21 protein-coding genes are annotated in these 19,992 nt (G+C 43.6%); 6 read left to right on the forward strand and 15 right to left on the reverse strand.

Annotated elements, in window-relative coordinates:
• Positions 1-178: 178 nt before the first annotated feature.
• Genes FTU90_RS06245 through ppx form a run of 5 tightly spaced genes read right to left on the reverse strand, consistent with a single transcriptional unit; the run spans position 179 to position 5,298 of the window.
• Complete coding sequence (locus FTU90_RS06245; RefSeq protein ID WP_005095820.1) at positions 179-748, reverse strand: YggT family protein; 570 nt, start codon at positions 746-748, stop codon at positions 179-181.
• 19 nt (positions 749-767) lie between these two features.
• A complete protein-coding gene (proC, locus tag FTU90_RS06250) occupies positions 768-1,607 on the reverse strand; it encodes a pyrroline-5-carboxylate reductase (protein ID WP_005095818.1) in 840 nt (279 codons plus the stop codon).
• Positions 1,608-1,609: 2 nt separating this feature from the next.
• Positions 1,610-2,986 carry a tRNA lysidine(34) synthetase TilS gene (tilS, locus tag FTU90_RS06255; protein ID WP_159138726.1) on the reverse strand — a complete coding sequence of 459 codons (1,377 nt, stop codon included), beginning with the start codon at positions 2,984-2,986 and terminating at the stop codon, positions 1,610-1,612.
• Positions 2,923-3,747 carry an acetyl-CoA carboxylase carboxyltransferase subunit alpha gene (locus FTU90_RS06260; RefSeq protein ID WP_005095813.1) on the reverse strand — a complete coding sequence of 275 codons (825 nt, stop codon included), beginning with the start codon at positions 3,745-3,747 and terminating at the stop codon, positions 2,923-2,925. The genes tilS and FTU90_RS06260 overlap by 64 nt, the downstream gene beginning before the upstream one ends.
• 30 nt (positions 3,748-3,777) lie before the next feature.
• Positions 3,778-5,298 (reverse strand): exopolyphosphatase, encoded by a 1,521-nt coding sequence (gene ppx / locus FTU90_RS06265; protein ID WP_074384073.1) that lies wholly within the window; start codon positions 5,296-5,298, stop codon positions 3,778-3,780.
• Between the two features lie 259 nt (positions 5,299-5,557).
• Between ppx and trxA the strand changes: the two genes are divergently transcribed.
• The 3 genes from trxA to FTU90_RS06280 all read left to right on the forward strand — a co-directional run bounded on the left by trxA (position 5,558) and on the right by FTU90_RS06280 (position 8,165).
• Positions 5,558-5,884, forward strand: coding sequence for a thioredoxin (gene trxA / locus FTU90_RS06270; protein ID WP_004278266.1), 327 nt, complete (start codon positions 5,558-5,560; stop codon positions 5,882-5,884).
• A gap of 322 nt (positions 5,885-6,206) precedes the next feature.
• Positions 6,207-7,475 (forward strand): transcription termination factor Rho, encoded by a 1,269-nt coding sequence (gene rho, locus FTU90_RS06275; RefSeq protein ID WP_005095808.1) that lies wholly within the window; start codon positions 6,207-6,209, stop codon positions 7,473-7,475.
• A 402-nt stretch (positions 7,476-7,877) separates the two neighbouring features.
• On the forward strand, positions 7,878-8,165 hold the full coding sequence (locus FTU90_RS06280; protein WP_004647530.1) for a hypothetical protein: 288 nt from the start codon (positions 7,878-7,880) through the stop codon (positions 8,163-8,165).
• Between the two features lie 100 nt (positions 8,166-8,265).
• Here the strand turns inward: FTU90_RS06280 and FTU90_RS06285 are convergent, their stop codons facing one another.
• The 3 genes from FTU90_RS06285 to pheS all read right to left on the reverse strand — a co-directional run bounded on the left by FTU90_RS06285 (position 8,266) and on the right by pheS (position 12,057).
• Entirely contained in the window at positions 8,266-8,562 is a 297-nt protein-coding gene (locus FTU90_RS06285) for an integration host factor subunit alpha (RefSeq protein ID WP_004783565.1), read from the reverse strand.
• Entirely contained in the window at positions 8,559-10,940 is a 2,382-nt protein-coding gene (gene pheT / locus FTU90_RS06290) for a phenylalanine--tRNA ligase subunit beta (protein ID WP_159138725.1), read from the reverse strand. The genes FTU90_RS06285 and pheT overlap by 4 nt, the downstream gene beginning before the upstream one ends.
• Positions 10,941-11,076: 136 nt before the next feature.
• Positions 11,077-12,057 (reverse strand): phenylalanine--tRNA ligase subunit alpha, encoded by a 981-nt coding sequence (gene pheS / locus FTU90_RS06295; RefSeq protein WP_159138724.1) that lies wholly within the window; start codon positions 12,055-12,057, stop codon positions 11,077-11,079.
• A 158-nt stretch (positions 12,058-12,215) separates the two neighbouring features.
• Between pheS and FTU90_RS06300 the strand changes: the two genes are divergently transcribed.
• Positions 12,216-13,238, forward strand: a complete 1,023-nt coding sequence (locus FTU90_RS06300; protein ID WP_159138723.1) for a hypothetical protein — start codon at positions 12,216-12,218, stop codon at positions 13,236-13,238.
• 455 nt (positions 13,239-13,693) lie between these two features.
• On the opposite strand, the gene rplT is transcribed toward FTU90_RS06300, so the two are convergent.
• The 5 genes from rplT to FTU90_RS06325 form a co-directional block, all read right to left on the reverse strand.
• On the reverse strand, positions 13,694-14,053 hold the full coding sequence (gene rplT / locus FTU90_RS06305; RefSeq protein WP_005095799.1) for a 50S ribosomal protein L20: 360 nt from the start codon (positions 14,051-14,053) through the stop codon (positions 13,694-13,696).
• Between the two features lie 11 nt (positions 14,054-14,064).
• Positions 14,065-14,259, reverse strand: coding sequence for a 50S ribosomal protein L35 (gene rpmI / locus FTU90_RS06310; RefSeq protein ID WP_004278281.1), 195 nt, complete (start codon positions 14,257-14,259; stop codon positions 14,065-14,067).
• A 196-nt stretch (positions 14,260-14,455) separates the two neighbouring features.
• On the reverse strand, positions 14,456-14,878 hold the full coding sequence (locus FTU90_RS06315) for a YqaA family protein (RefSeq protein ID WP_159138722.1): 423 nt from the start codon (positions 14,876-14,878) through the stop codon (positions 14,456-14,458).
• Between the two features lie 7 nt (positions 14,879-14,885).
• The gene (locus FTU90_RS06320; protein WP_005095794.1) at positions 14,886-15,176 is read right to left on the reverse strand and encodes a hypothetical protein; all 291 of its coding nucleotides are present in this window, start codon (positions 15,174-15,176) and stop codon (positions 14,886-14,888) included.
• Positions 15,177-15,250: 74 nt separating this feature from the next.
• The gene (locus FTU90_RS06325; RefSeq protein WP_005095793.1) at positions 15,251-15,871 is read right to left on the reverse strand and encodes a glutathione binding-like protein; all 621 of its coding nucleotides are present in this window, start codon (positions 15,869-15,871) and stop codon (positions 15,251-15,253) included.
• A gap of 281 nt (positions 15,872-16,152) precedes the next feature.
• Between FTU90_RS06325 and FTU90_RS06330 the strand changes: the two genes are divergently transcribed.
• Together FTU90_RS06330 and FTU90_RS06335 are read left to right on the forward strand one after the other, a co-directional pair.
• Positions 16,153-16,608, forward strand: a complete 456-nt coding sequence (locus FTU90_RS06330; RefSeq protein ID WP_005095791.1) for an Hsp20 family protein — start codon at positions 16,153-16,155, stop codon at positions 16,606-16,608.
• Between the two features lie 103 nt (positions 16,609-16,711).
• On the forward strand, positions 16,712-17,263 hold the full coding sequence (locus tag FTU90_RS06335) for a hypothetical protein (protein ID WP_074384065.1): 552 nt from the start codon (positions 16,712-16,714) through the stop codon (positions 17,261-17,263).
• 43 nt (positions 17,264-17,306) lie between these two features.
• Here FTU90_RS06335 and infC read toward each other — a convergent pair whose 3' ends face one another.
• Positions 17,307-17,804 (reverse strand): translation initiation factor IF-3, encoded by a 498-nt coding sequence (gene infC / locus FTU90_RS06340; protein WP_004647518.1) that lies wholly within the window; start codon positions 17,802-17,804, stop codon positions 17,307-17,309.
• Between the two features lie 59 nt (positions 17,805-17,863).
• Positions 17,864-19,786, reverse strand: coding sequence for a threonine--tRNA ligase (gene thrS, locus FTU90_RS06345; protein ID WP_005095787.1), 1,923 nt, complete (start codon positions 19,784-19,786; stop codon positions 17,864-17,866).
• Positions 19,787-19,992: the final 206 nt, after the last annotated feature.

Here is a 19,992-nt window from a genome sequence, read left to right on the forward strand (position 1 = left end):
TCATTTACTTATTCCTATGCCTTTCTTGAAGTCCATAATTTTGAGTTGGAAGATGTAAGGTAAAGCCCCTCTTTGAAAAAGAGGGGTTTGGGGAAATTTAAACCCCTCCCAACCTCCCTTTAGAAAAGGGAGGCGCAAATAAAAAGGACGCCTCAGCGTCCTTTTTATTTGAATCCGATTAAAGTCCGGTCAACAATACAATTGCCACCTGATTCATGATCATTTCAATGATGATCAAGGTTAAAATAGCAAAAATTGGAGAGAGATCGATCATCCCCATATTTGGCATAATCTTACGGAAAGGTGCCAGCAATGGTTCAGCCAACTCCTGAACCACTTCAATATACGGTGAACGAGACTGGGTAAACATCACCACCCAACTTAAGATAATCGTAGCGAAAATCAAATAACGACAGAAACGGATCAAGTCCTGCATCATGGTGACAAAGGTCAAAATCAGTAAATGCACAGGACCATTCGGCATGCCACCAGAGAGATACATCATGCCGAAAATTTTCAGCAAATACAGTACCACCAATAATGCCAAAGCGGCAGTATTGACACGGCCTTTGGCCAAAGTTGGGAAAATTCGACCAAACACATCTACAATTTTAGTGGCTTTTACAGTCGAAAGAACCACGGGATTGTAGGGGCTGACAGCAGCCAATTGCATTAAAAATCGGAAGAATACGAGCAAAATCGCGACGTTAATGATAATGCCAAAAATTAGCGCAGAATTTGCACCCATACTTGAACGTTCCTAAAAATTAAACTGAAGATTTGCTGCTTTCACTGAGCTCTTGTGCCAGTTCTTGACTGCGTTTTTGTGCAGCGGCAAGTGCGGCCTGAATATTTTGAGAAATCTGGGCGCGATCGAAGACTTCAAGGGCTGCCTGTGTCGTTCCATTTGGAGAGGTCACATTTTTACGCAGCTCGGCTGGGGTGTTCGAACTGGTGATCGCCATTTGTGCCGCACCTAAAGCCGTTTGCAAGGTCAGCGCCGTAGCCACTTTTTCATCCAGCCCTAAATTTTTGCCCGCACGAATCATACTTTCCATCATATAGAAAAAGTAAGCCGGCCCCGAACCCGATACAGCAGTCACCGCATCAATTTGCGCTTCTGAATTCACCCAAATGGTCAAGCCCGTAGAGGCTAAAACCTGACTGGCCAAATCACGGTCACTATTTTCTACATCTTCATGGGCGTATAGACCATGCGCCCCGGTTTGTACCAAGGCTGGCGTATTCGGCATGACCCGTACAATACGCGCTGTCCCCAATAAGCTTGCCAATGTCGCTATTTCCGCACCGGCAACAATGGAAATAATCAGCTTATCATTGACCAGACCTTTTAAAGGCTGTAACACTTGTGCCAAAACTTGAGGCTTTACCGCAAACACCACAATATCTGCATCCTGAATTGCAGCGCTATTATCATCGGTCACATTGATTTCTTTTTCCGCAAGTAAGGCACGGACTTGTTCGACCGGATCAGAAACTGTAATACGTGTTGTTGGCAAACCACGCGAAATCAGGCCGCCAATTAAGGCTTGGGCCATATTACCGCCACCAATAAAACTAATATTACAATTTAAAGCTGCACTCATGTTTAATGCTCGTTGTTGAGTTCTAAAGTTGAAGAAACCGAAATCGGCAGCCATCCCCCTGCTTCACAATATGCAGATTGGGCCAACCAAAATCCTTTAGGGGTAAACACGCCTAGCATAACATTATCTGTGCTTAATATTTGAATAGTATGCCGAACCCAAGGAAATATTTGCGCTTCCTGAATGGCTTTTTTCAGCGGCCAGGCGCCAACACGACCATAGAGATGGATCTTTTCACCCCCCTGACGCTGCTGCAAGTATAAGGGCTGCTGCAATAATGCTGCGGATAAACCCACCTTTGCAGATTCAATGACATATTTTCCGGACAAGACCTGCACATGATCTTTTAACGCAATTTTCAAGGTTTTTAGGCCAGTTTGAAGCTGTTGCTGCTCGGCCAAATAAACCTCTTCTGTCAAACGATATAGTTGCTGCTGATAGCGTACATAGTAATAATCTTTCCAGTGTAAGGCCGCCTGCGCATCGGGTTTGGCATGAATTACCTCGCGTTGCAGACGCTCGACCATATCTAAAGAGGGGCGATACTGCGCTTCGCCTTTCATCCAGGCGGAGAGTAACTGGCGTTGCCGTGATCTTGACAGTTGTAGAAGTTTAGACAAATCAAGTTGCGTATCGGTTCCACACGCCTGTAAATCTTGTTGTAATACTTCTTGCAAAATTTCCTGGGCATCTTGCATCAGTTCACTGGTGCGTACCAGCGCAGACTGCATTTTCGGATAACGTTCACTCAAAACTGGCCACAAGGTCTGGCGTGCCCAGGCCCGGTCATAATGGGTATCAGCATTGCTCGGATCTTCAATATTTTGAATATTTAAGTGTTTTGCCCATTGGCAAATCTGCTCACGGGAAATATCCAGCAGTGGCCGCCAAATGGTGAGATTTTCACGTACATCAACCTGTTTCATGGCCGCCAAACCATCCACGCCAGCACCAGACAATAAACGTAGCATTAAGGTTTCTGCCTGATCCTGTTGATGATGCGCCAACACCAGAATTTCATCCGTTTGCAAATGTTGTAAATAAGCCTGATAACGGCAATGACGCGCTTGCTGTTCCAGATTGCCATTTTCGACCTGAACCGGCTGGATGATGCAGGGAATACTCAGTTGCTGGCATCGATCTGCCACGAACTTGCCCCAATCTGCACTAAAAGCTTGTAATTGATGATCGATATAAATCGCCCGAACTTTTTCCGGGCATAAAAAAAACATCAGATGCAGTAGCAGCATAGAATCTACGCCGCCACTGCACCCGATGAGAAATTTTGTCTCTGCAGGAAAGCCCTGCAGCTGTTTTAAGAAACCAGACCTAAATTGTCGCTGCCAAACTTCATTAAACGTTGGTAACGTGCTTCGCATCGTGCTTGCGCTTCCATTGGTTGCAGTTCATTCAAAGCTTCTTTTAACACTGCTTTCAAGCTGTTCATCACATGATCCGGATTTAAATGAGCGCCCTCACCTTCATCTACCACATATTCTACAATGCCCATTTTCTGCAATTTTTCTGCAGTCAGCGCCAAGGCTTCACTGGCCTGTTCGGCTTTTTCGGCAGTTTTCCAAAGAATCGATGCACAGCCTTCAGGTGAAATCACTGAATAGATACTGTGAGACAGCATCACCACACGGTCTGCCACACCAATACCCAGTGCGCCACCTGAACCGCCTTCACCGAGTACAGTTGCAATCACCGGTACTTTCAAATTAGAAAGCTGCGCCAGACTGGTGGCAATGGCTTCTGCCTGACCACGTTCTTCTGCACCAACTCCCGGATAAGCACCCATGGTATCAATAAAGGTGAAGACTGGCAGATTAAAACGTTCAGCCATATCTAACAGACGCTGCGCCTTACGATAACCCTCAGGGTTACTCATACCAAAATTATGCTGTAATTTTTCACGGGTACTACGACCACGATGCTGACCGACGATCATCACCGGTTGACCATCAAAACGAGCCAGACCACCAATCATCGCACCATCATCACCATATAGGCGGTCACCATGTAAAGCATCAAATTCAGTGAATATTTCACCCACATAGTCCAGAAATTGTGGACGTTCCGGATGACGTGCAATCTGCACTGTCGCCCATGCTTTTGATGGAGTCGCTTTATTTTTCATAGGTTAACCGTTTTCATCCCTATAAAGGTATTAATTAACAAACTGTTCGGATTGAATCGAGAGTTCAATCTCCCAATTTTTAAATTGCTGCTGTTCATCATGCAGTTCAGCCACCAGCAATGGCCATTGTCGGGCATCACCAGACACGCTGAGCTGCCATTGTTGCGCATTTTCAACCTTGAGTTCAATGGCAGGAAGCATCTCATCACTACGACTGTGATTGACCAAAACCGACAGACGAAGCAGCAAACATAACCATAAAAGTTTCGATCCACCGACTTTCATCACATCATGCTTGGCATCAACGCGCAATTTGCGGCGATGGTGTGCGACCAAATGTGACAAATGATTTTGGTCGACTTGTGAGAAACCGGCAATATCGGAGTGTTGTAATAAATAGGCACCATGACGATGATAACCACTATGGCTGATCGCCAAACCAATCTCATGCAGATAGGCAGCACGACGTAACAGATCGCTATCCTCTATCGTCAGGCCCAGTTCATGTTCCACGTCATTAAACAGTTTTTGTGCAGTCTGGACCACACGCTCGGCCTGTTTGGCATCGGCATTATAACGACCAATCAGGGCATGTACGGAACGATCACGGATATCTTCATGCTTGAAACGGCCCAGCAAGTCATACATCACGCCTTCACGCAGCGCACCATCCGAATAAACCAGATGATTAATTCCGAGCACATCAAACACAGCATAGAGAATGGCAATCCCAGCCGGCAATACCGCGCGGCGGTCTTCTTTGAGACCTTCGAATTCCATATCCGAGACATATTTATATTTGAGCAGTTTGTCTTTGAGTTTTTCCAGGCCTTCACGGGTGAGCTGTTCTTTGTCATTGCTCCAGCCCATATTGATACAAATCTGACGACAGGCCTTGATCGTGCCACTGGAACCGACCACCGCATCCCAGCCGGCTTCTTTATAGGTATTGGCAATTCCGGAGATTTCTTTACGCGCCGCAGTAACCGCTTTATCAAAAGCTTTGGCACTGATCTCACCATCCTGAAAATAAGCCTTGGTAAAGGCGACACAGCCCATCTGCACCGATTCAGTATGAATCGGCTCGAACTCTTCACCAATAATCAGCTCAGTCGAACCGCCACCGATGTCAACCACCAGACGACGACCACTGTTGGCCATGGTATGCGAAACCCCGAGATAAATCAGACGGGCTTCTTCACGGCCGGCAATAATTTCGATTGGCTTGGGTAGAATTTCTGCAGCTTTTTGAATAAATTCATGCCCATTTTTGGCTTGACGCAAGGCATTGGTCGCCACAATCCGTAAACGATTTGGCTGAACTGCACCTAAACGTCCGACAAAACGTGCCAGACAGGCCAAACCCCGTTGCTGTGCAGCTTCGGTTAAATTTTTATTTTCATCGAGTCCGGCGGCAAGCTGAACTTTTTCTGACATTGATGCCACTTTTTTAACTTCGCCATGATCTACACGTGCGATGGCCAAATGAAAGCTATTTGATCCCATATCGATGGCGGCAAGTAATTCTTCATCAATCAAAAAGTCAGACATTCCGGAAATAAACCTTTAACGAATTGTGCTTAGAGTAATTCACATGCATGCAATTTAAAAGCCATTTGTAGCGACAATTTGATGCATGATTCTTTTTATATCGGGAACAATAGTAGGACACGATCATCACTATCGTGATCATCCATTAGACAAAATAACATTAAGCATTGAAAATTTACAGATTCCCCTACATTGTTAAAGATGGCTATGTAATACTAATAATTAGTTATCTTTAAAATATTAATCTGGAGCACATTCCATGTCTGGCAACATCGTAAACACTACTGACGCAAACTTCGAAGCAGACGTTCTTCAATCAGACGTACCTGTACTGGTCGACTTCTGGGCGGGCTGGTGTGCACCATGTAAAGCAATTGCACCCGTACTAGAAGTGCTTGCTGATGAATACCAGGGCAAAGTTAAAATCGTGAAAGTTGACGTAACTTCTTGCGAACAAACTGCCGTAAATTTCAACATCCGTAATATCCCGGCTTTGTTGATGTTCAAAAATGGTGAAGTTGTTGCAACTCAAGTGGGTGCTGCGCCAAAATCTAAACTGACTGCGTTTATTGATGACAATATCTAAGCCCAGCATTTTCAGTAAAAAATACGCGACTGACAATCGCGTATTTTTTTCGGCTATAAATTGACAAAGCCGACATTTTCTCTTATATTTGCTACTCAAGAGATAAAGGATCTTAAATCCTGCCAATTTCTTACAAGACACATTACATAAGATGCCGCTCGGCAATAGAAATTGTTTTTCACATTTTTCTTTGAAACACTCAAACAGATCTCTGAATTGTTCTTTTGCAAATTCAATTGCTTTCGTTTGAATGCTTGTATGCGGCCGAATCTTACTCCCTTTCTAACCTGTACCTCAGAACTTTGATTCTATCTGACCACCTATGAATTTAACCGAACTCAAGAAAAAACCGATTGGCGAACTCATCAAGATTGCCGAGTTTATGGGCCTTGAAGGTATGGCGCGTAACCGTAAGCAAGACATTATTTTTGCCATCTTAAAACGTCATGCAATGAATGGCGAAGAGATTTTTGGTGATGGCGTTCTAGAAATTTTGTCAGATGGTTTTGGCTTTTTACGCTCAGCCGCAGGTTCTTATTTAGCAGGCCCTGACGATATCTATGTCAGTCCTTCTCAAATTCGTCGTTTTAACCTACGTACTGGCGACACCATTACTGGCACTATTCGTCCACCAAAAGAAGGCGAACGTTATTTTGCCTTACTTAAAGTTAATCAGATTAACTACGACACCCCTGAAAATTCACGTAATAAAATCTTATTCGAAAACTTGACCCCATTGTTCCCGACTGAACAGCTGGTGATGGAACTCGGTAATGGTACCACTGAAGATTTAACCACACGTGTGATCGACTTGGTGGCACCGATTGGTAAAGGTCAACGTTCAATCATTGTGGCACCGCCAAAAGCCGGTAAAACCATGTTGCTGCAAAGTATTGCGCAATCGATTGTTCGTAATAACCCAGAAGCTATTCTGATTGTGCTTCTCATTGATGAACGTCCAGAAGAAGTCACCGAAATGGAACGTACCGTTCGCGGTGAAGTGGTTGCGTCGACCTTTGATGAATCACCTGCACGTCATGTTCAAGTCGCTGAAATGGTGATTGAAAAAGCCAAACGTCTGGTTGAGCACAAAAAAGATGTGGTGATTCTACTGGATTCGATTACCCGTCTGGCACGTGCGTATAACACGGTGATTCCTTCATCAGGCAAGGTTTTGACCGGTGGTGTAGATGCGCATGCATTAGAACGTCCTAAACGTTTCTTCGGTGCTGCACGTAATATTGAAGAAGGTGGTTCACTCACCATTATCTCTACTGCCCTGATTGAAACAGGCAGCAAGATGGATGAAGTGATCTACGAAGAATTCAAAGGTACAGGCAACCAGGAAATTACTCTGGATCGCCGTATTGCTGAAAAACGTGTCTTCCCTGCGATGAATATCAAGAAATCTGGTACTCGCCGTGAAGAACGCCTGATGTCAGAAGACAATCTGCGCAAAGTCTGGATTCTGCGTAAGCTGCTGCATACTCAAGATGAATTGGCAGCGATGGAGTTCTTACTGGATCGTATGAAAGAAACCAAGACCAATGATGACTTCTTTGATCAGATGAAACGCAAAGCCTCGAATTAAAATTTCAAATGAAAGGTCACCTAAGCGGTGGCCTTTTTTTAGGTTGACATAAATTACACAATGAAACAATCGAGCCTCATTTATGTAAACTTATTTTTAAGTTTTTGATTAATAAAATAATCAAATTAAAAATTGTATAACTTTTAAAAACTTAACAAGCCTTTCTCCAATCTAAATGTTTCATTCCATTGTTATTTTCTGTTAAAAACTTATGATTTTTTAGCATTTTTCAGTACTTTTTTGAGTCTTGCTAGTAGCAATTAAAAAGGCGCAGTGATAGCATATTTGCAGACCAGTTAGACTGCTCCTGCGTTGTTAGTCCCTAACACAATTAGGAACAATAAAAGCACTTAACAGACTAACTTAGGTTTTTTTTAATCTCAATTTTTAGAGAGTGATGCCATGTTATTCAAAAAAATCGCTATTGCTGCTGCAGTTGCTACTACTCTAGCTTTCGTTGGTTGTGCTAAAAAAGCTGACGACGCTGCTGCTGACGCTAACCAAGCTGCATCTGAAGCTGTAGAAGCTGCTTCTGAAGCTGAAGCTGCTGCTGACGCTGCTGCTGTAGAAGCTACTTCTGAAGTTGCTGCTTCTGAAACTGCTGCTGTTGCTGAAGCTGACGCTGCTGCTGCTGTTGCTGTTGACGCTGCTGCTGACGCTACTGCTGCTTCTGAAGCTGCTGCTCAATAATCTTTTAGATTATTCAGTATAAAAAAAGAGAGCCTTGGGCTCTCTTTTTTTATTTTAAAAACTGAAATTTAGAAAAATAACAGAATTTAAAAAAAGCAGATCAGTTGATCTGCTCATTTCCCACACGTTGACGGAACTTCTGTCCCGCACGGAAGGTCACCACACGGCGTGCAGAAATCGGAATTTCTTCACCCGTTTTAGGATTACGGCCTGGACGTTGACGCTTATCACGCAACTCGAAGTTACCAAAACCCGAAAGTTTTACTTGTTCGCCTGAGATCAGCGCTTGGCTGATCTCATCGAAAAACAACTCAACCATTTGTTTTGCTTCACGACGGTTTAAACTCGTGAGCTCACTTAAATGATCAGCCATTTCTGCTTTAGTTAGTGCTGTCATGAAGCCCTCAATGTCGCTTGGTAAGTGTTTTCTAACACTTGAAGGATATTATCCATACCTGATTTAATTTCAGCATCTTCCAGTGTACGGCTTGGATGCTGCCAGAGAAGTGCAAATGCCAGTGAGCGTTTCCCTTCTTCTACTCCTTGTCCAGTGTACACATCGAATAACCACGTCGAGTCTAAAAGCTCCCCACCTGTTTTTTCGATAAGTCCCTGAATTTCGCTAACATTAATCTTATCACTAATTAAAAGCGCAATATCACGTCGAACCGATGGAAAACGTGATAATTCTGTAAAATTAGATACATAAGTTTGCAAAACAGCCGTTTGATCCAATTCTGCCACCCAAGTCGTTGCCAGATCAAGCTCGTCTTCCAGAGAAGGATGTAGACGCCCTAGGTAACCAATTGATTGACCATTCACGAGAATTTCTGCGGATTGACCTGGGTGTAACCAGCTACGCTCTGAACGTACATATTCCACTTTGACACGGCCGGCAGCCAGAATTTCTTCTACATCACCTTTAAAGTCAAAGAAGTCCATTGCAGCAGGTTTAGCATGCCAAGATTCAACATGACGTGAACCGGTTGCAATCAGCGCAAAGGTTGGAATCTGTTTTAAATCATGAATGCTGCTGGCTTCCTGATAGTCAAAACGTAAACCCAGTTCAAAGAAGCGTACACGGCTTTGCTGACGGTTAACATTGTACTGAACACAAGGGATCAGACTAGACAATAAGGTAGAACGCATGACAGCCAAATCACTTGAAATTGGATTTGCTAATGCTAATGGATTCACACCGGAATTAAGTTGCTTTTCAAGCTTCAAGTCAGCGAAGCTAAAACTGATCGCCTCTTGATAGCCTAAAGTCACCGCCGTTTGACGTAATTGACCCAGTTCAAACTGATCCTGGTATTTCGCCAACTTCACATCAATCACAGGCAGACTGATTTGAATGTTGTCATAGCCATGAATACGTGCAACTTCTTCAATCAAGTCCTGATAAATCGCCATATCATAACGATGTGATGGCGGAACTACAGACCATTCGCCTTCTGCTTTTACCGTCACCGTGCAACCAAGGCGTGTCAATGCATCAGTAATAAAGTCGCTTTCAACTTTATAACCTAATAACTGATCGACTTGAGCTTGGTTTAATTCAATCGCATCACGTTTTGGCAAAAGTTCAGCTTTTTCCGCCACGGTGATTGGTCCGAATTCACCGCCAGCCAGCTCAGAAATAAGCTGAGATGCACGGTGCATTGCAATTAATGGCAATTCAAAGTCCACACCACGTTCATAACGTTGTGAGGCATCCGTATGTAAACCAAAGCTACGGGCACGACCGGCAATATGTAATGGCGCGAAGAAAGCAGATTCCAGGAAAATTTCAGTGGTTGCATCACTGACTGCTGAAGACAGGCCACCCATGATACCGGCAATCGCCAATGCTTTTTCGTCATCCGCAATCACCATCACGTTGTCAGAAAGCTCAACGTCTTGCTCGTTTAAAAGCACAAGTTTTTCGTCCGCAGTGGCTTGACGTACATGGACTGCGCCTTGCACTTTAGCAGCATCAAATGCATGTAGCGGTTGACCCAGCTCCATCAAGACATAGTTGGTAATATCGACCAGAATACTGTGCTGACGAATACCTGAACGTGCTAATGCGCGTTCCATCCATACAGGAGTCGCTGCCTTGGTATTGACGTTTTTGATCACACGACCTAAGTAACGTGGACAGCCTTCAGTGCTGACTACAACCTGCTTTTCATCAGCAATGGTTGCAGTCACTTCTTTAATTTCAGGCGCAGTCACTGGCAATTGGTTAATCACACCAATTTCACGTGCGATCCCGCGAATGCTGAAACAGTCACCACGGTTCGGCGTGATACTGATGTCAATCACATTGTCATCAAGATCCAGATATTCACGAATGTTGACACCCACAGCTGCGTCGTCTGGTAGCTCTAACAGACCGTCAATTTTATCTTCGAGATCAATCTCAGAAGCGCCGCACAGCATCCCTTGAGACTCAATACCACGTAGCTTGCCTTTCTTGATTTTGAAATCATCCGGCAATACCGCACCAATGGTTGCTACAGGCGCTTTCATACCTACACGTACGTTTGGCGCGCCACATACGATTTGCAAAGGCTCAGCTGTACCGATATTCACAGTGGTCACACGTAAACGGTCTGCATCTGGATGTTGTTCTACTGTCAGAACTTCACCAACCACTACGCCTGTAAATGCTTTTGCTGCAGGAGCAAGTTCATCAACTTCAAGACCCAACATGGTCAATTGATCAGAAAGCTTGTCGCTATCGATGGCTGGGTTGACCCATGTGCGTAGCCAATTTTCGCTAATTTTCATTGATATAAAACCTGTAATTCAAATCTCTAGAATCCCCCTCTGACTCCCCCTTTTCTAAGGGGGAGAACCCCATTTATTTCGTGGAGTCCCTCTCCTTTCTTAAAGGAGAGGTTAGGAGAGGATTAAATAAAAAGTTTTAAGCAAACTGGCGTAAGAAACGCACATCATTCTGGAAGAACATACGTAAGTCGTTCACACCGTAGCGCAACATCGCAAAACGTTCTACGCCCAGTCCGAAAGCAAAGCCTTTGTATTTCTCAGGGTCAATGCCGGCAGCTTGTAGCACATTTGGATGCACCATACCGCAGCCCAAAACTTCTAACCAGCGACCGCGTTCATCCATGATATCCACTTCAGCACTCGGCTCAGTGAACGGGAAATAAGATGGACGGAAGCGTACTTTCAAATCTTTTTCGAAGAATTCATTCAGCAGGTTAATCAACAAACCTTTCAGTTCTGCGAAGCTGGTATTTTCAGCCACATACAAACCTTCGATCTGATGGAACATTGGCGAATGGGTTTGATCCGAGTCACAACGATAGACACGGCCCGGACACACGATCTGGATCGGTGGCTGTTGTGTTTCCATGGTACGGATCTGTACACCAGACGTATGCGTACGTAGCAAATGATTTACATCGAAGTAAAAGGTGTCATGCATGGCACGCGCCGGGTGATGCCCCGGAATATTCAGCGCTTCAAAGTTATGATAGTCATCTTCAACTTCAGGACCAGTGGCCACCGTAAAACCGGCTTTGGTAAAGAACTGACAAATACGCTCTTGTACCTGGGTTACAGGGTGGATACTGCCCACCTGTTGACCACGACCGGGCAAGCTAATATCAATGGTTTCGCTTGCCAATTTTTGTTCTAACGCCGCTTTATGCAGTTCAGCTTGACGTGATGTTAATGCAGCGGTAATGGCTTCACGCACAGCATGGATTTGTGCACCGAAGACTTTACGTTGTTCAGGATCCATTTTACCAAGCGACTTAGATTGTTCCGCGAGCTGGCTTTTTTTCCCCGTAAATTGCACTCGTACTTGATCAAGTGCAGCAAGGTCTTCTGCTGCTGCAATCGCAGCGAGCGCTTCAGTGGTCAGGGCTTCCAGTGACATAGTAACTCTCAAAGCAACAGGTTAAAAAATATTTTAAAACCCCACATTCTAACAGTTTTTAGACACTTTGATGAAGATACGTTTTAAGGAAAATTAGATTGGCATGATTAAATATAAAAAGTATAAGATAAACACAATATCAATCAGATCAAATCACTATGGCACTCGATCAAATTTGGAAACAGCAGCTGACCTTGGTCACTTATGGCAATGAGTATCTGACTCAGGACCTGAGTTTCAATCGTTGGATTCAACATTCCATTTTTAATCAGCATCAGTTTGCCTTCCGGGATCTGATGTCACAGCACCTATTGGCCCAGCATTTTCAGATTTGGCTGGAAGGACTGAAAAAACAAGGGGTTCGCCGACTGAGCTTGCATCGCTCGGATTTACTGGTTGATGAAAAAAATCCGAATGCCAATGTCGAGCTGCTACCTCTGGCGCATTTTATCGTCAGCCATGGTGCCAAAGCCAAAACTGCCTGGATTATTGGCAAAGAATTGCCGGAATGGTATAGCGCGGACAATGATTACGAAGCGCCTAAATCGCAGCAGTCCCCTTTACGTCATGAAACATTCTGGTGTTATGAGCTGAATCCCAAACTGGCCAAGCGTATTGACACAGATCTGGAAGCACCGAACTGGGACGATATCCAGGCTTATACCAATTATGAGTTATTTGAAAGCAGCCTAGCTCAAGATTTTATAGAACCGGCGTATACCAATCTTCCATACTACGGCACGATACCGGCAATTCAGGCAGATACAGAAAGTCATTTGGCCCTGATTCCGACCGACTATTCAGCTGATTATGCGCATCAGACTTTATACCGGCTAGATGCCTTAAATGAGTTTATTCAAACTAAAATTCAACATCCCTATACGTCAGATGGTGAAGTCCTGAGCCCAGATCAGCAGCTCAATTTACGCCACTTTTCACAAAAAATTGATGATTTAAGTGCCAAATTCATTAGCAAAGTTGCCAACCACTATAAAACTGCACAGCTCACCCCAAAAGTTGCGCCTGACCCATTTGTGGGTATGAGTACCGAACACCGTTCGCCCAAAATATCTAAAGCGGAAAAACCTCAAGATCCTGGCAAATCTAATTCTGCAAATGTACTGACCTTGATTGTGATTACCGTGATTATCTGTCTGATTGGCTACTATCTTGGTCTTTAAGATTTCAGCAAGAAAATATTAACTTCTTGGAGAAAACTTAGCCGAATCCAGTGGATATATTGATATTCGACAGCAGAGATGAGCTTGAAATAATGCTGTCGGTTTTCGCGATGAGTTTTGATCATTCATCAAACAATTGAATTTCAACTCAACCAGGGTTTGATATTTTTTCGATTATTTGAATTTAACCGCAATTATTTTTTACTCAGCGCTCGAGATAATGCTCTTTTTATTGCTCAGTAAAGATGGAAATAAAAGGTTAAATTCAAGCAGATTACAGTATTAGTTTCAGCCCATTTTTCTGAAATAGTATCGGTGTCGTTATTCGCAAACTTAACTTTTTTTAGTCTGATCGATGGGCGACCATATTTCACGAAAATCGCGCATTAGCTATTTCCCATTTTTCAGGCAAAAAAAGACCGCCAAATGGCGGTCTTTTTTCAAGTCATAAAGACTTATGCAGCCAACGCATCTTTTGCTTTTTGAGCAATCGCAGCAAACGCAACTGCGTCATGCATAGCGATGTCAGCAAGAACGCGACGGTCAATGATTACTTGAGCTTTTTTCAAGCCAGAAATCATGCGGCTGTATGACAAACCGTTTTGACGTGCACCAGCATTGATACGTGCAATCCACAAAGCGCGGAATTGACGTTTCTTCTGACGACGGTCACGGTATGCATATTGACCAGCTTTGATTACCGCCTGGAACGCTACGCGGTAAACGCGTGAACGAGCACCATAGTAACCTTTAGCGCGAGCAAGAATTTTTTTGTGACGGCGATGAGCCTGTACACCACGTTTTACACGAGCCATTTATAATCTCCTTAGATGTACGGGCACATACGACGAACTGAAGCAACGTCACTTACGTGAACCATTACACAGCCGCGCAATTGACGAATACGCTTAGCAGATTTTTTGGTCAAAATGTGGCGTTTGAACGCTTGTTTACGCTTAAAACCGTTAGCAGTCGCTTTAAAGCGTTTAGCTGCACCACGGCGAGTTTTCATCTTAGGCATAACAACCTCTTTTGAACACCTGTTCGGCTCGTTTGCACCATTACAAAACGACCTGCAGGTAAGGGAGCGAGTATTCTAAAGCATCTTTGTTTAAAACAAAAGCATCTTCATCCAATAAGCGAATTTAAACAGGATGGTTTTATGATTTCACTTTAAAAATAGTGCGCAAAACAGAATCAGAAAAATCGCTTCAGGTTTAGAACAGGGCAAAAGCCGCATAAATAAACAGATAACGTCCAATTTTCGCCAGGCTGACAATGAACAAAAATCGGGCAAAGTTTTCTTTCAGTAGTCCTGCAATTAAAGTAATGGGATCTCCAATAATAGGCACCCAGCTCAGCAGCAAAGACCAATAGCCATATTTCTGATATATCATTTGTGCCTTGAGCATCTTGTCTTCTGACACCGGAAACCATTTTTTATTTTTATAATGCTCGATTTTGAGCCCCAGATACCAGTTGACACAGGAACCCAGAATATTCCCCAGACTGGCCACCGCAATTAACAGTGCCACACTATGGCTTGCCTGTACCAAAAGACCAAGCAGCACAGCTTCAGACTGTAAAGGCAGTAATGTCGCTGCACCGAAGGCTGATAGAAAGAGCAGAAACAGGCTCATGCCAGTATTAATGGCTTAAACGCAGTTTTTTCTTGGCTTTGCTATATTCCCAGCTGGACCACAGTACTGCTGCCACCATTGCCATGATCCGTCCCCATTTATACTGCTGAGTAATGGGTTCAATCGCTGCACGCAAAATCTGCTGATCTTTGGTATTGAGAGCAGCAATTACCTGATCAATATGTACAATTTCAGCAATATAAAGCACTAAACATGCAGCAATACCGAAGAGAATACTCCAGTAAATTCGGGTATTGCTTTCAACAATCTTGGTAAAATTCAGAAGAAAATCGTTCATATATCCATCCAATAAAAAACCACCTTAAGGGTGGCTTTATTTATTTAAGGCTATTTTAGCATAAAGGCTGCAGCTTAACTGACCTGTATGGCGAGCGCTTTCTGAACTGCAGGACGTGCATTCAAGCGATCGATATATTTAGCCACTTCAGGATAATCTGCCAGGTTAATCTGCTGCCAGTCGTGTCGCAACAACCACGGGAATATCGCCATATCGGCAATCGAGTATTCACCAGCCACATAATCCTGCCCGACCAGCTGCTTGTTTAGCACGCCATACAGACGTTTGCTTTCATTGACATAACGCTCGGTGGCATAGGCGATACGCTCAGGCGCAAAACGGCTAAAGTGATGATTTTGCCCAAGCATCGGGCCTAGTCCACCCATTTGCCACATCAGCCATTGTTCTACCTGAATACGTTTGATTTCATCTGTCGGATAGAACATGCCGGTTTTACGACCTAAATACTGCAAAATCGCACCCGATTCAAAGATTGAAATCGGCTGGCCATCTGGCCCTTCCTGATCGACAATCGCCGGAATTTTATTGTTAGGAGAAATAGCCAGAAAGTCAGACTGGAACTGGTCATTTTCCAGAATATTAATCGGAAAAATTTGATACTTCAGCCCCATTTCTTCCAAAGCAATGCTAATTTTATGGCCGTTGGGGGTGCCCCAATAATATAAATCGATCATTTTTTTAATACTCCCTGCACTTTATCTATGCCATGATGCATTCAACATAGAGGATTCAGCCAGAAACAACAAGCCTGTATTTCAAAAATATTTTTATATAAATATCATTATCTTAATAAAAATTCATGTATTTTTTTATTTTTTATCTTGAAAATTTTTACAGCAGACACATATTTATTTGTGCATAAGGATTGCGTCAATCTTATGTACTGTCGATGTCTGACATGACAGATCTTATTTTCTTGTTTTTATAACTTTGCTTAATCGAGAAGGTTCTAATCATGAGCAACTTAAATCTTCATCCTCTGTTTCGTCGTAGTATCGGTTTTGATCGCTTGAATGACTTTATTGACTATGCCATGCAAAGTGATGCGCCGAATTATCCCCCGTATAATATCGAAAAGCATGGCGAAAATAATTATCGGATTGTGGTCGCAACTGCGGGTTTCCGTCAAGAAGAACTCGACATTCGTCTGGAAAATAAGTTACTGACCATTTTAGGTAAGCCTGAAAACCAGAGCAATGACCATACCGAATTCTTGCACAAAGGCATTGCACGACGTACATTTAAATTGTCTTTGCGTCTGGATGAATATATTGAAGTACAACAGGCAGATTATGAAAATGGTCTATTGATCATTGACTTGCAACGTATCATTCCAGAAGAGAAATTGCCGCGCCAAATTCCGATTGGCAATAAACTGCTGATCGAAAATGATGAAAAATCAGTTGAATAAGCTGGATTTGACTTAAAAGAAGGGCCCAAAAGGGCCTTTCTTTTTGACTCCAGATTCTCTAAGCTCATTAAAATAATACGCTTTATGATCATAAAAATAAGCTATGAACGCGTCAGAAAAAATCCTGTTTCATCAGAGTAGTCCGATCATGCGCGCTATCGGATATTTACTACTCTGTTATCCGGTTGGCATATTCAGCATTTTTTATTTAAGCAGTCTGCGTAGCAATTCCAGCTTTCTGCAAGGATTGTTATTTTTATGGCAGGAGTCGCCTGGCTTTTATGTTTATATCGGCGGCTTTCTTGGTCTTTCGCTGCTCATGCTGGGAACCAAACTAAAAATAACGTCTCAGGCAATTTATTATACTTTGGCCGGTTTCCGGATCAGCCTCTGCTTAAAACGACACTCGGTACACTATAGCTTTCTGAATCCGCGATACGATTCTCTCAAAGCCCATCTCAAGCGCTGGCTGAGTAGAACTCCAGCGCATCTCATCAGTCAACGCGATGGCACGCTAGATTTTAGATTATGCCAGCCTGATCTGATCAATCAAATCTGTCTCGGATTTTTCCGGATTCAATTGTCAATGTTTTCCCGGCAACAGGCTCAACAGATTATGCAGGCCATACAAACTGCCTGGAATTTTAGGGCATAAAAAAAGCCCTGCATCTGCAGGGCTTTTTTCGCTTCATGAGTGCTTACTTTTTCTTTTTAGGACCAAGCAGCATACCCATTTGACGGCCTTCCATTTTCGGCATCTGTTCAACAGTACCGAATTCAGCCACGTCAGCTTCAATTTTTTGCAATTGAGCCAGACCCAACTGTTGGTGCGCCATTTCACGGCCACGGAAACGAAGGGTGATTTTCACCTTGTTACCTTCTTCAAGGAACTTGATGATTGCACGTAGTTTTACGTTGTAATCACCAACATCAGTACCCGGGCGTAGCTTGATTTCTTTCACCTGGACTTGATGTTGTTTTTTCTTCGCTTCTTTCTGCTTTTGCTTAAGATCAAACAAATGCTTGTTGAAGTCCATGATCTTACATACTGGTGGCTCAGCATTGGCTACGATCTCGACAAGATCAAGTTCCACACTTTCTGCTGCGCGCAGGGCTTCAGCTAAGCTTACAATCCCTTTTTGCTCACCATTTTCGTCTACAAGACGGACTTCTTTCGCACGAATTTCATCATTCAAGGCAGGACGGTTTGATTTGTTACCGCCCTGTTGATTACGGTCAGGCTGTTTAATCGCTGTTACTCCACAATGTACCGGCCGCGTTCGGCAACGGCTGCTTTTACTAGGTCAACGAAAGCATCGATTGACATAGTACCCAAATTTTTTCCTGAGCGGGTACGGACGTTTACTGTACCTTCTTCAACTTCCCGGTCCCCAAGTACCAGTAAGTAAGGAATACGCTCTAAAGTACGTTCACGAATCTTAAAGCCGATTTTCTCATTTCTCAAGTCAGAAATTGCACGAATACCGTTTTCTTTAAGTTTTGCGACAACTGACTCACATGCTTCTGCCTGAGAATCGGTAATATTCATCACACACGCTTGCATCGGCGCCAACCAAGGTGGCATGAAACCTGCGTAGTGTTCAATCAGTATACCAATAAAACGTTCAAAACTGCCAAGAATTGCACGATGTAACATTACTGGCTGATCGCGGTCGTTATCTTCTGTGACATAAGACGCATCTAAACGTTCTGGCAAGTTAAAGTCACACTGAATGGTACCACACTGCCAGACACGCCCCAGACAGTCTTTCAGAGAGAATTCAATCTTTGGACCATAGAATGCACCCTCGCCCGGCTGAAGCTCCCATTCAAGACCCGCAGCATCTAAAGCATCTGCTAAAGATTTTTCAGCCATATCCCAAAGTTTGTCATCACCGACACGTTTTTCAGGACGTGTTGATAATTTCATTTGTACTTCTTCGAAGCCAAAATCTTTGTATACGTCGAGTGTCAATTTGATAAAGTCTGCAACTTCAGGCCCAATCTGTTCTTTGGTACAGAAGATATGCGCATCATCTTGGGTAAAGCCACGTACACGCATAATGCCGTGTAAAGAACCTGATGGCTCGTTACGGTGACATGAACCAAATTCTGCCAGACGTACCGGAAGATCACGGTATGATTTTAAACCCTGGTTGAACACTTGTACGTGACAAGGACAGTTCATTGGTTTAACCGCGTAGTTACGGTTTTCAGAATGCGTGGTGAACATGTTGTCTGCATAGTTGGCAGCATGTCCTGATTTTTCCCACAGCGTGAAATCAACCACTTGCGGGGTACGGATTTCTTCATAGCCGTTGTCTTGCTGAACTTTACGCATGTATTGTTCAAGTACCTGGTAAATGGTCCAGCCGTTCGGATGCCAGAACACCATACCCGGTGCTTCTTCTTGCATATGGAACAAGTCTAGCGCTTTACCAATTTTACGGTGATCGCGTTTTTCTGCTTCTTCAATACGTTTTACATAAGCTGCAAGCTGTTTCTTGTCTGCCCACGCTGTACCATAAATACGTTGTAATTGTTCGTTTTTCGCATCACCGCGCCAGTAAGCGCCCGAGATTTTAGTCAGCTTGAACGATTTTAAGAATTTGGTATTTGGAACGTGCGGACCACGGCACATATCCAAGTAATCTTGATGGTAGTACAAGCCCATTTGTGTTTCTTCAGGCATGTCGTTGATCAAGCGTAATTTGTATTCTTCGCCACGCGCTGTGAATTCTGCAATCACTTCGTCACGCGGGGTCATTTTTTTCACAACATCATAGTCTTGATCGATGAGCTTTTTCATACGCTCTTCGATGGCTGCCATGTCGTCTAATGTGAATGGACGTGGCATCCAGATGTCATAGTAGAAACCTTCTTCAATGACCGGACCAATGACCATCTTTGCTTCTGGGAACAGTTGCTTAACCGCATGACCCACCAAATGCGCGCAAGAGTGACGAATAATTTCGACACCGGCTTCGTCTTTAGGCGTAATAATTTGTAAGGTTGCATCTTCAGTGATGAGATCAGACGCATCCACTAAACGGTCATTTACACGACCAGCAACGGTATTTTTTGCAAGACCAGGACCAATGCTGAGTGCAACGTCCATCACAGATACGGCTTGATCAAACTGTTTTTGATCGCCATTTGGCAAAGTGATAATTGGCATAAGAAATCCTTAAGGAGTGATGCCCCGTACCATGGAGCATGTCACCGCGAGATTATGATCGAGGAAAACCTCAAAAGATAAAAACGGTGGATAAATAAAATCGATTCGAATTTTACACGGCTTGGCCGCATGATTAAACCTTTTCCCCAATAAAAATCAGATTTACCCCCAAATCTTTCCCTGATCTTTAAAGACTTAGGCTCATC

Source organism: Acinetobacter sp. YH12200 (assembly GCF_013418175.1).
In the GTDB taxonomy this organism is placed as follows: Bacteria; Pseudomonadota; Gammaproteobacteria; order Pseudomonadales; family Moraxellaceae; genus Acinetobacter; species Acinetobacter pseudolwoffii.

Excerpts from the sequence above, each read along its gene's own strand:
- FTU90_RS06245 (WP_005095820.1), bottom strand. The coding sequence starts at position 748 with ATGGGTGCAAATTCTGCGCTAATTTTTGGCATTATCATTAACGTCGCG.
- proC (WP_005095818.1), bottom strand. The coding sequence starts at position 1,607 with ATGAGTGCAGCTTTAAATTGTAATATTAGTTTTATTGGTGGCGGTAAT.
- tilS (WP_159138726.1), bottom strand. The coding sequence starts at position 2,986 with ATGCGAAGCACGTTACCAACGTTTAATGAAGTTTGGCAGCGACAATTT.
- FTU90_RS06260 (WP_005095813.1), bottom strand. The coding sequence starts at position 3,747 with ATGAAAAATAAAGCGACTCCATCAAAAGCATGGGCGACAGTGCAGATT.
- ppx (WP_074384073.1), bottom strand. The coding sequence starts at position 5,298 with ATGTCTGACTTTTTGATTGATGAAGAATTACTTGCCGCCATCGATATG.
- trxA (WP_004278266.1), top strand. The coding sequence starts at position 5,558 with ATGTCTGGCAACATCGTAAACACTACTGACGCAAACTTCGAAGCAGAC.
- rho (WP_005095808.1), top strand. The coding sequence starts at position 6,207 with ATGAATTTAACCGAACTCAAGAAAAAACCGATTGGCGAACTCATCAAG.
- FTU90_RS06280 (WP_004647530.1), top strand. The coding sequence starts at position 7,878 with ATGTTATTCAAAAAAATCGCTATTGCTGCTGCAGTTGCTACTACTCTA.
- FTU90_RS06285 (WP_004783565.1), bottom strand. The coding sequence starts at position 8,562 with ATGACAGCACTAACTAAAGCAGAAATGGCTGATCATTTAAGTGAGCTC.
- pheT (WP_159138725.1), bottom strand. The coding sequence starts at position 10,940 with ATGAAAATTAGCGAAAATTGGCTACGCACATGGGTCAACCCAGCCATC.
- pheS (WP_159138724.1), bottom strand. The coding sequence starts at position 12,057 with ATGTCACTGGAAGCCCTGACCACTGAAGCGCTCGCTGCGATTGCAGCA.
- FTU90_RS06300 (WP_159138723.1), top strand. The coding sequence starts at position 12,216 with ATGGCACTCGATCAAATTTGGAAACAGCAGCTGACCTTGGTCACTTAT.
- rplT (WP_005095799.1), bottom strand. The coding sequence starts at position 14,053 with ATGGCTCGTGTAAAACGTGGTGTACAGGCTCATCGCCGTCACAAAAAA.
- rpmI (WP_004278281.1), bottom strand. The coding sequence starts at position 14,259 with ATGCCTAAGATGAAAACTCGCCGTGGTGCAGCTAAACGCTTTAAAGCG.
- FTU90_RS06315 (WP_159138722.1), bottom strand. The coding sequence starts at position 14,878 with ATGAGCCTGTTTCTGCTCTTTCTATCAGCCTTCGGTGCAGCGACATTA.
- FTU90_RS06320 (WP_005095794.1), bottom strand. The coding sequence starts at position 15,176 with ATGAACGATTTTCTTCTGAATTTTACCAAGATTGTTGAAAGCAATACC.
- FTU90_RS06325 (WP_005095793.1), bottom strand. The coding sequence starts at position 15,871 with ATGATCGATTTATATTATTGGGGCACCCCCAACGGCCATAAAATTAGC.
- FTU90_RS06330 (WP_005095791.1), top strand. The coding sequence starts at position 16,153 with ATGAGCAACTTAAATCTTCATCCTCTGTTTCGTCGTAGTATCGGTTTT.
- FTU90_RS06335 (WP_074384065.1), top strand. The coding sequence starts at position 16,712 with ATGAACGCGTCAGAAAAAATCCTGTTTCATCAGAGTAGTCCGATCATG.
- thrS (WP_005095787.1), bottom strand. The coding sequence starts at position 19,786 with ATGCCAATTATCACTTTGCCAAATGGCGATCAAAAACAGTTTGATCAA.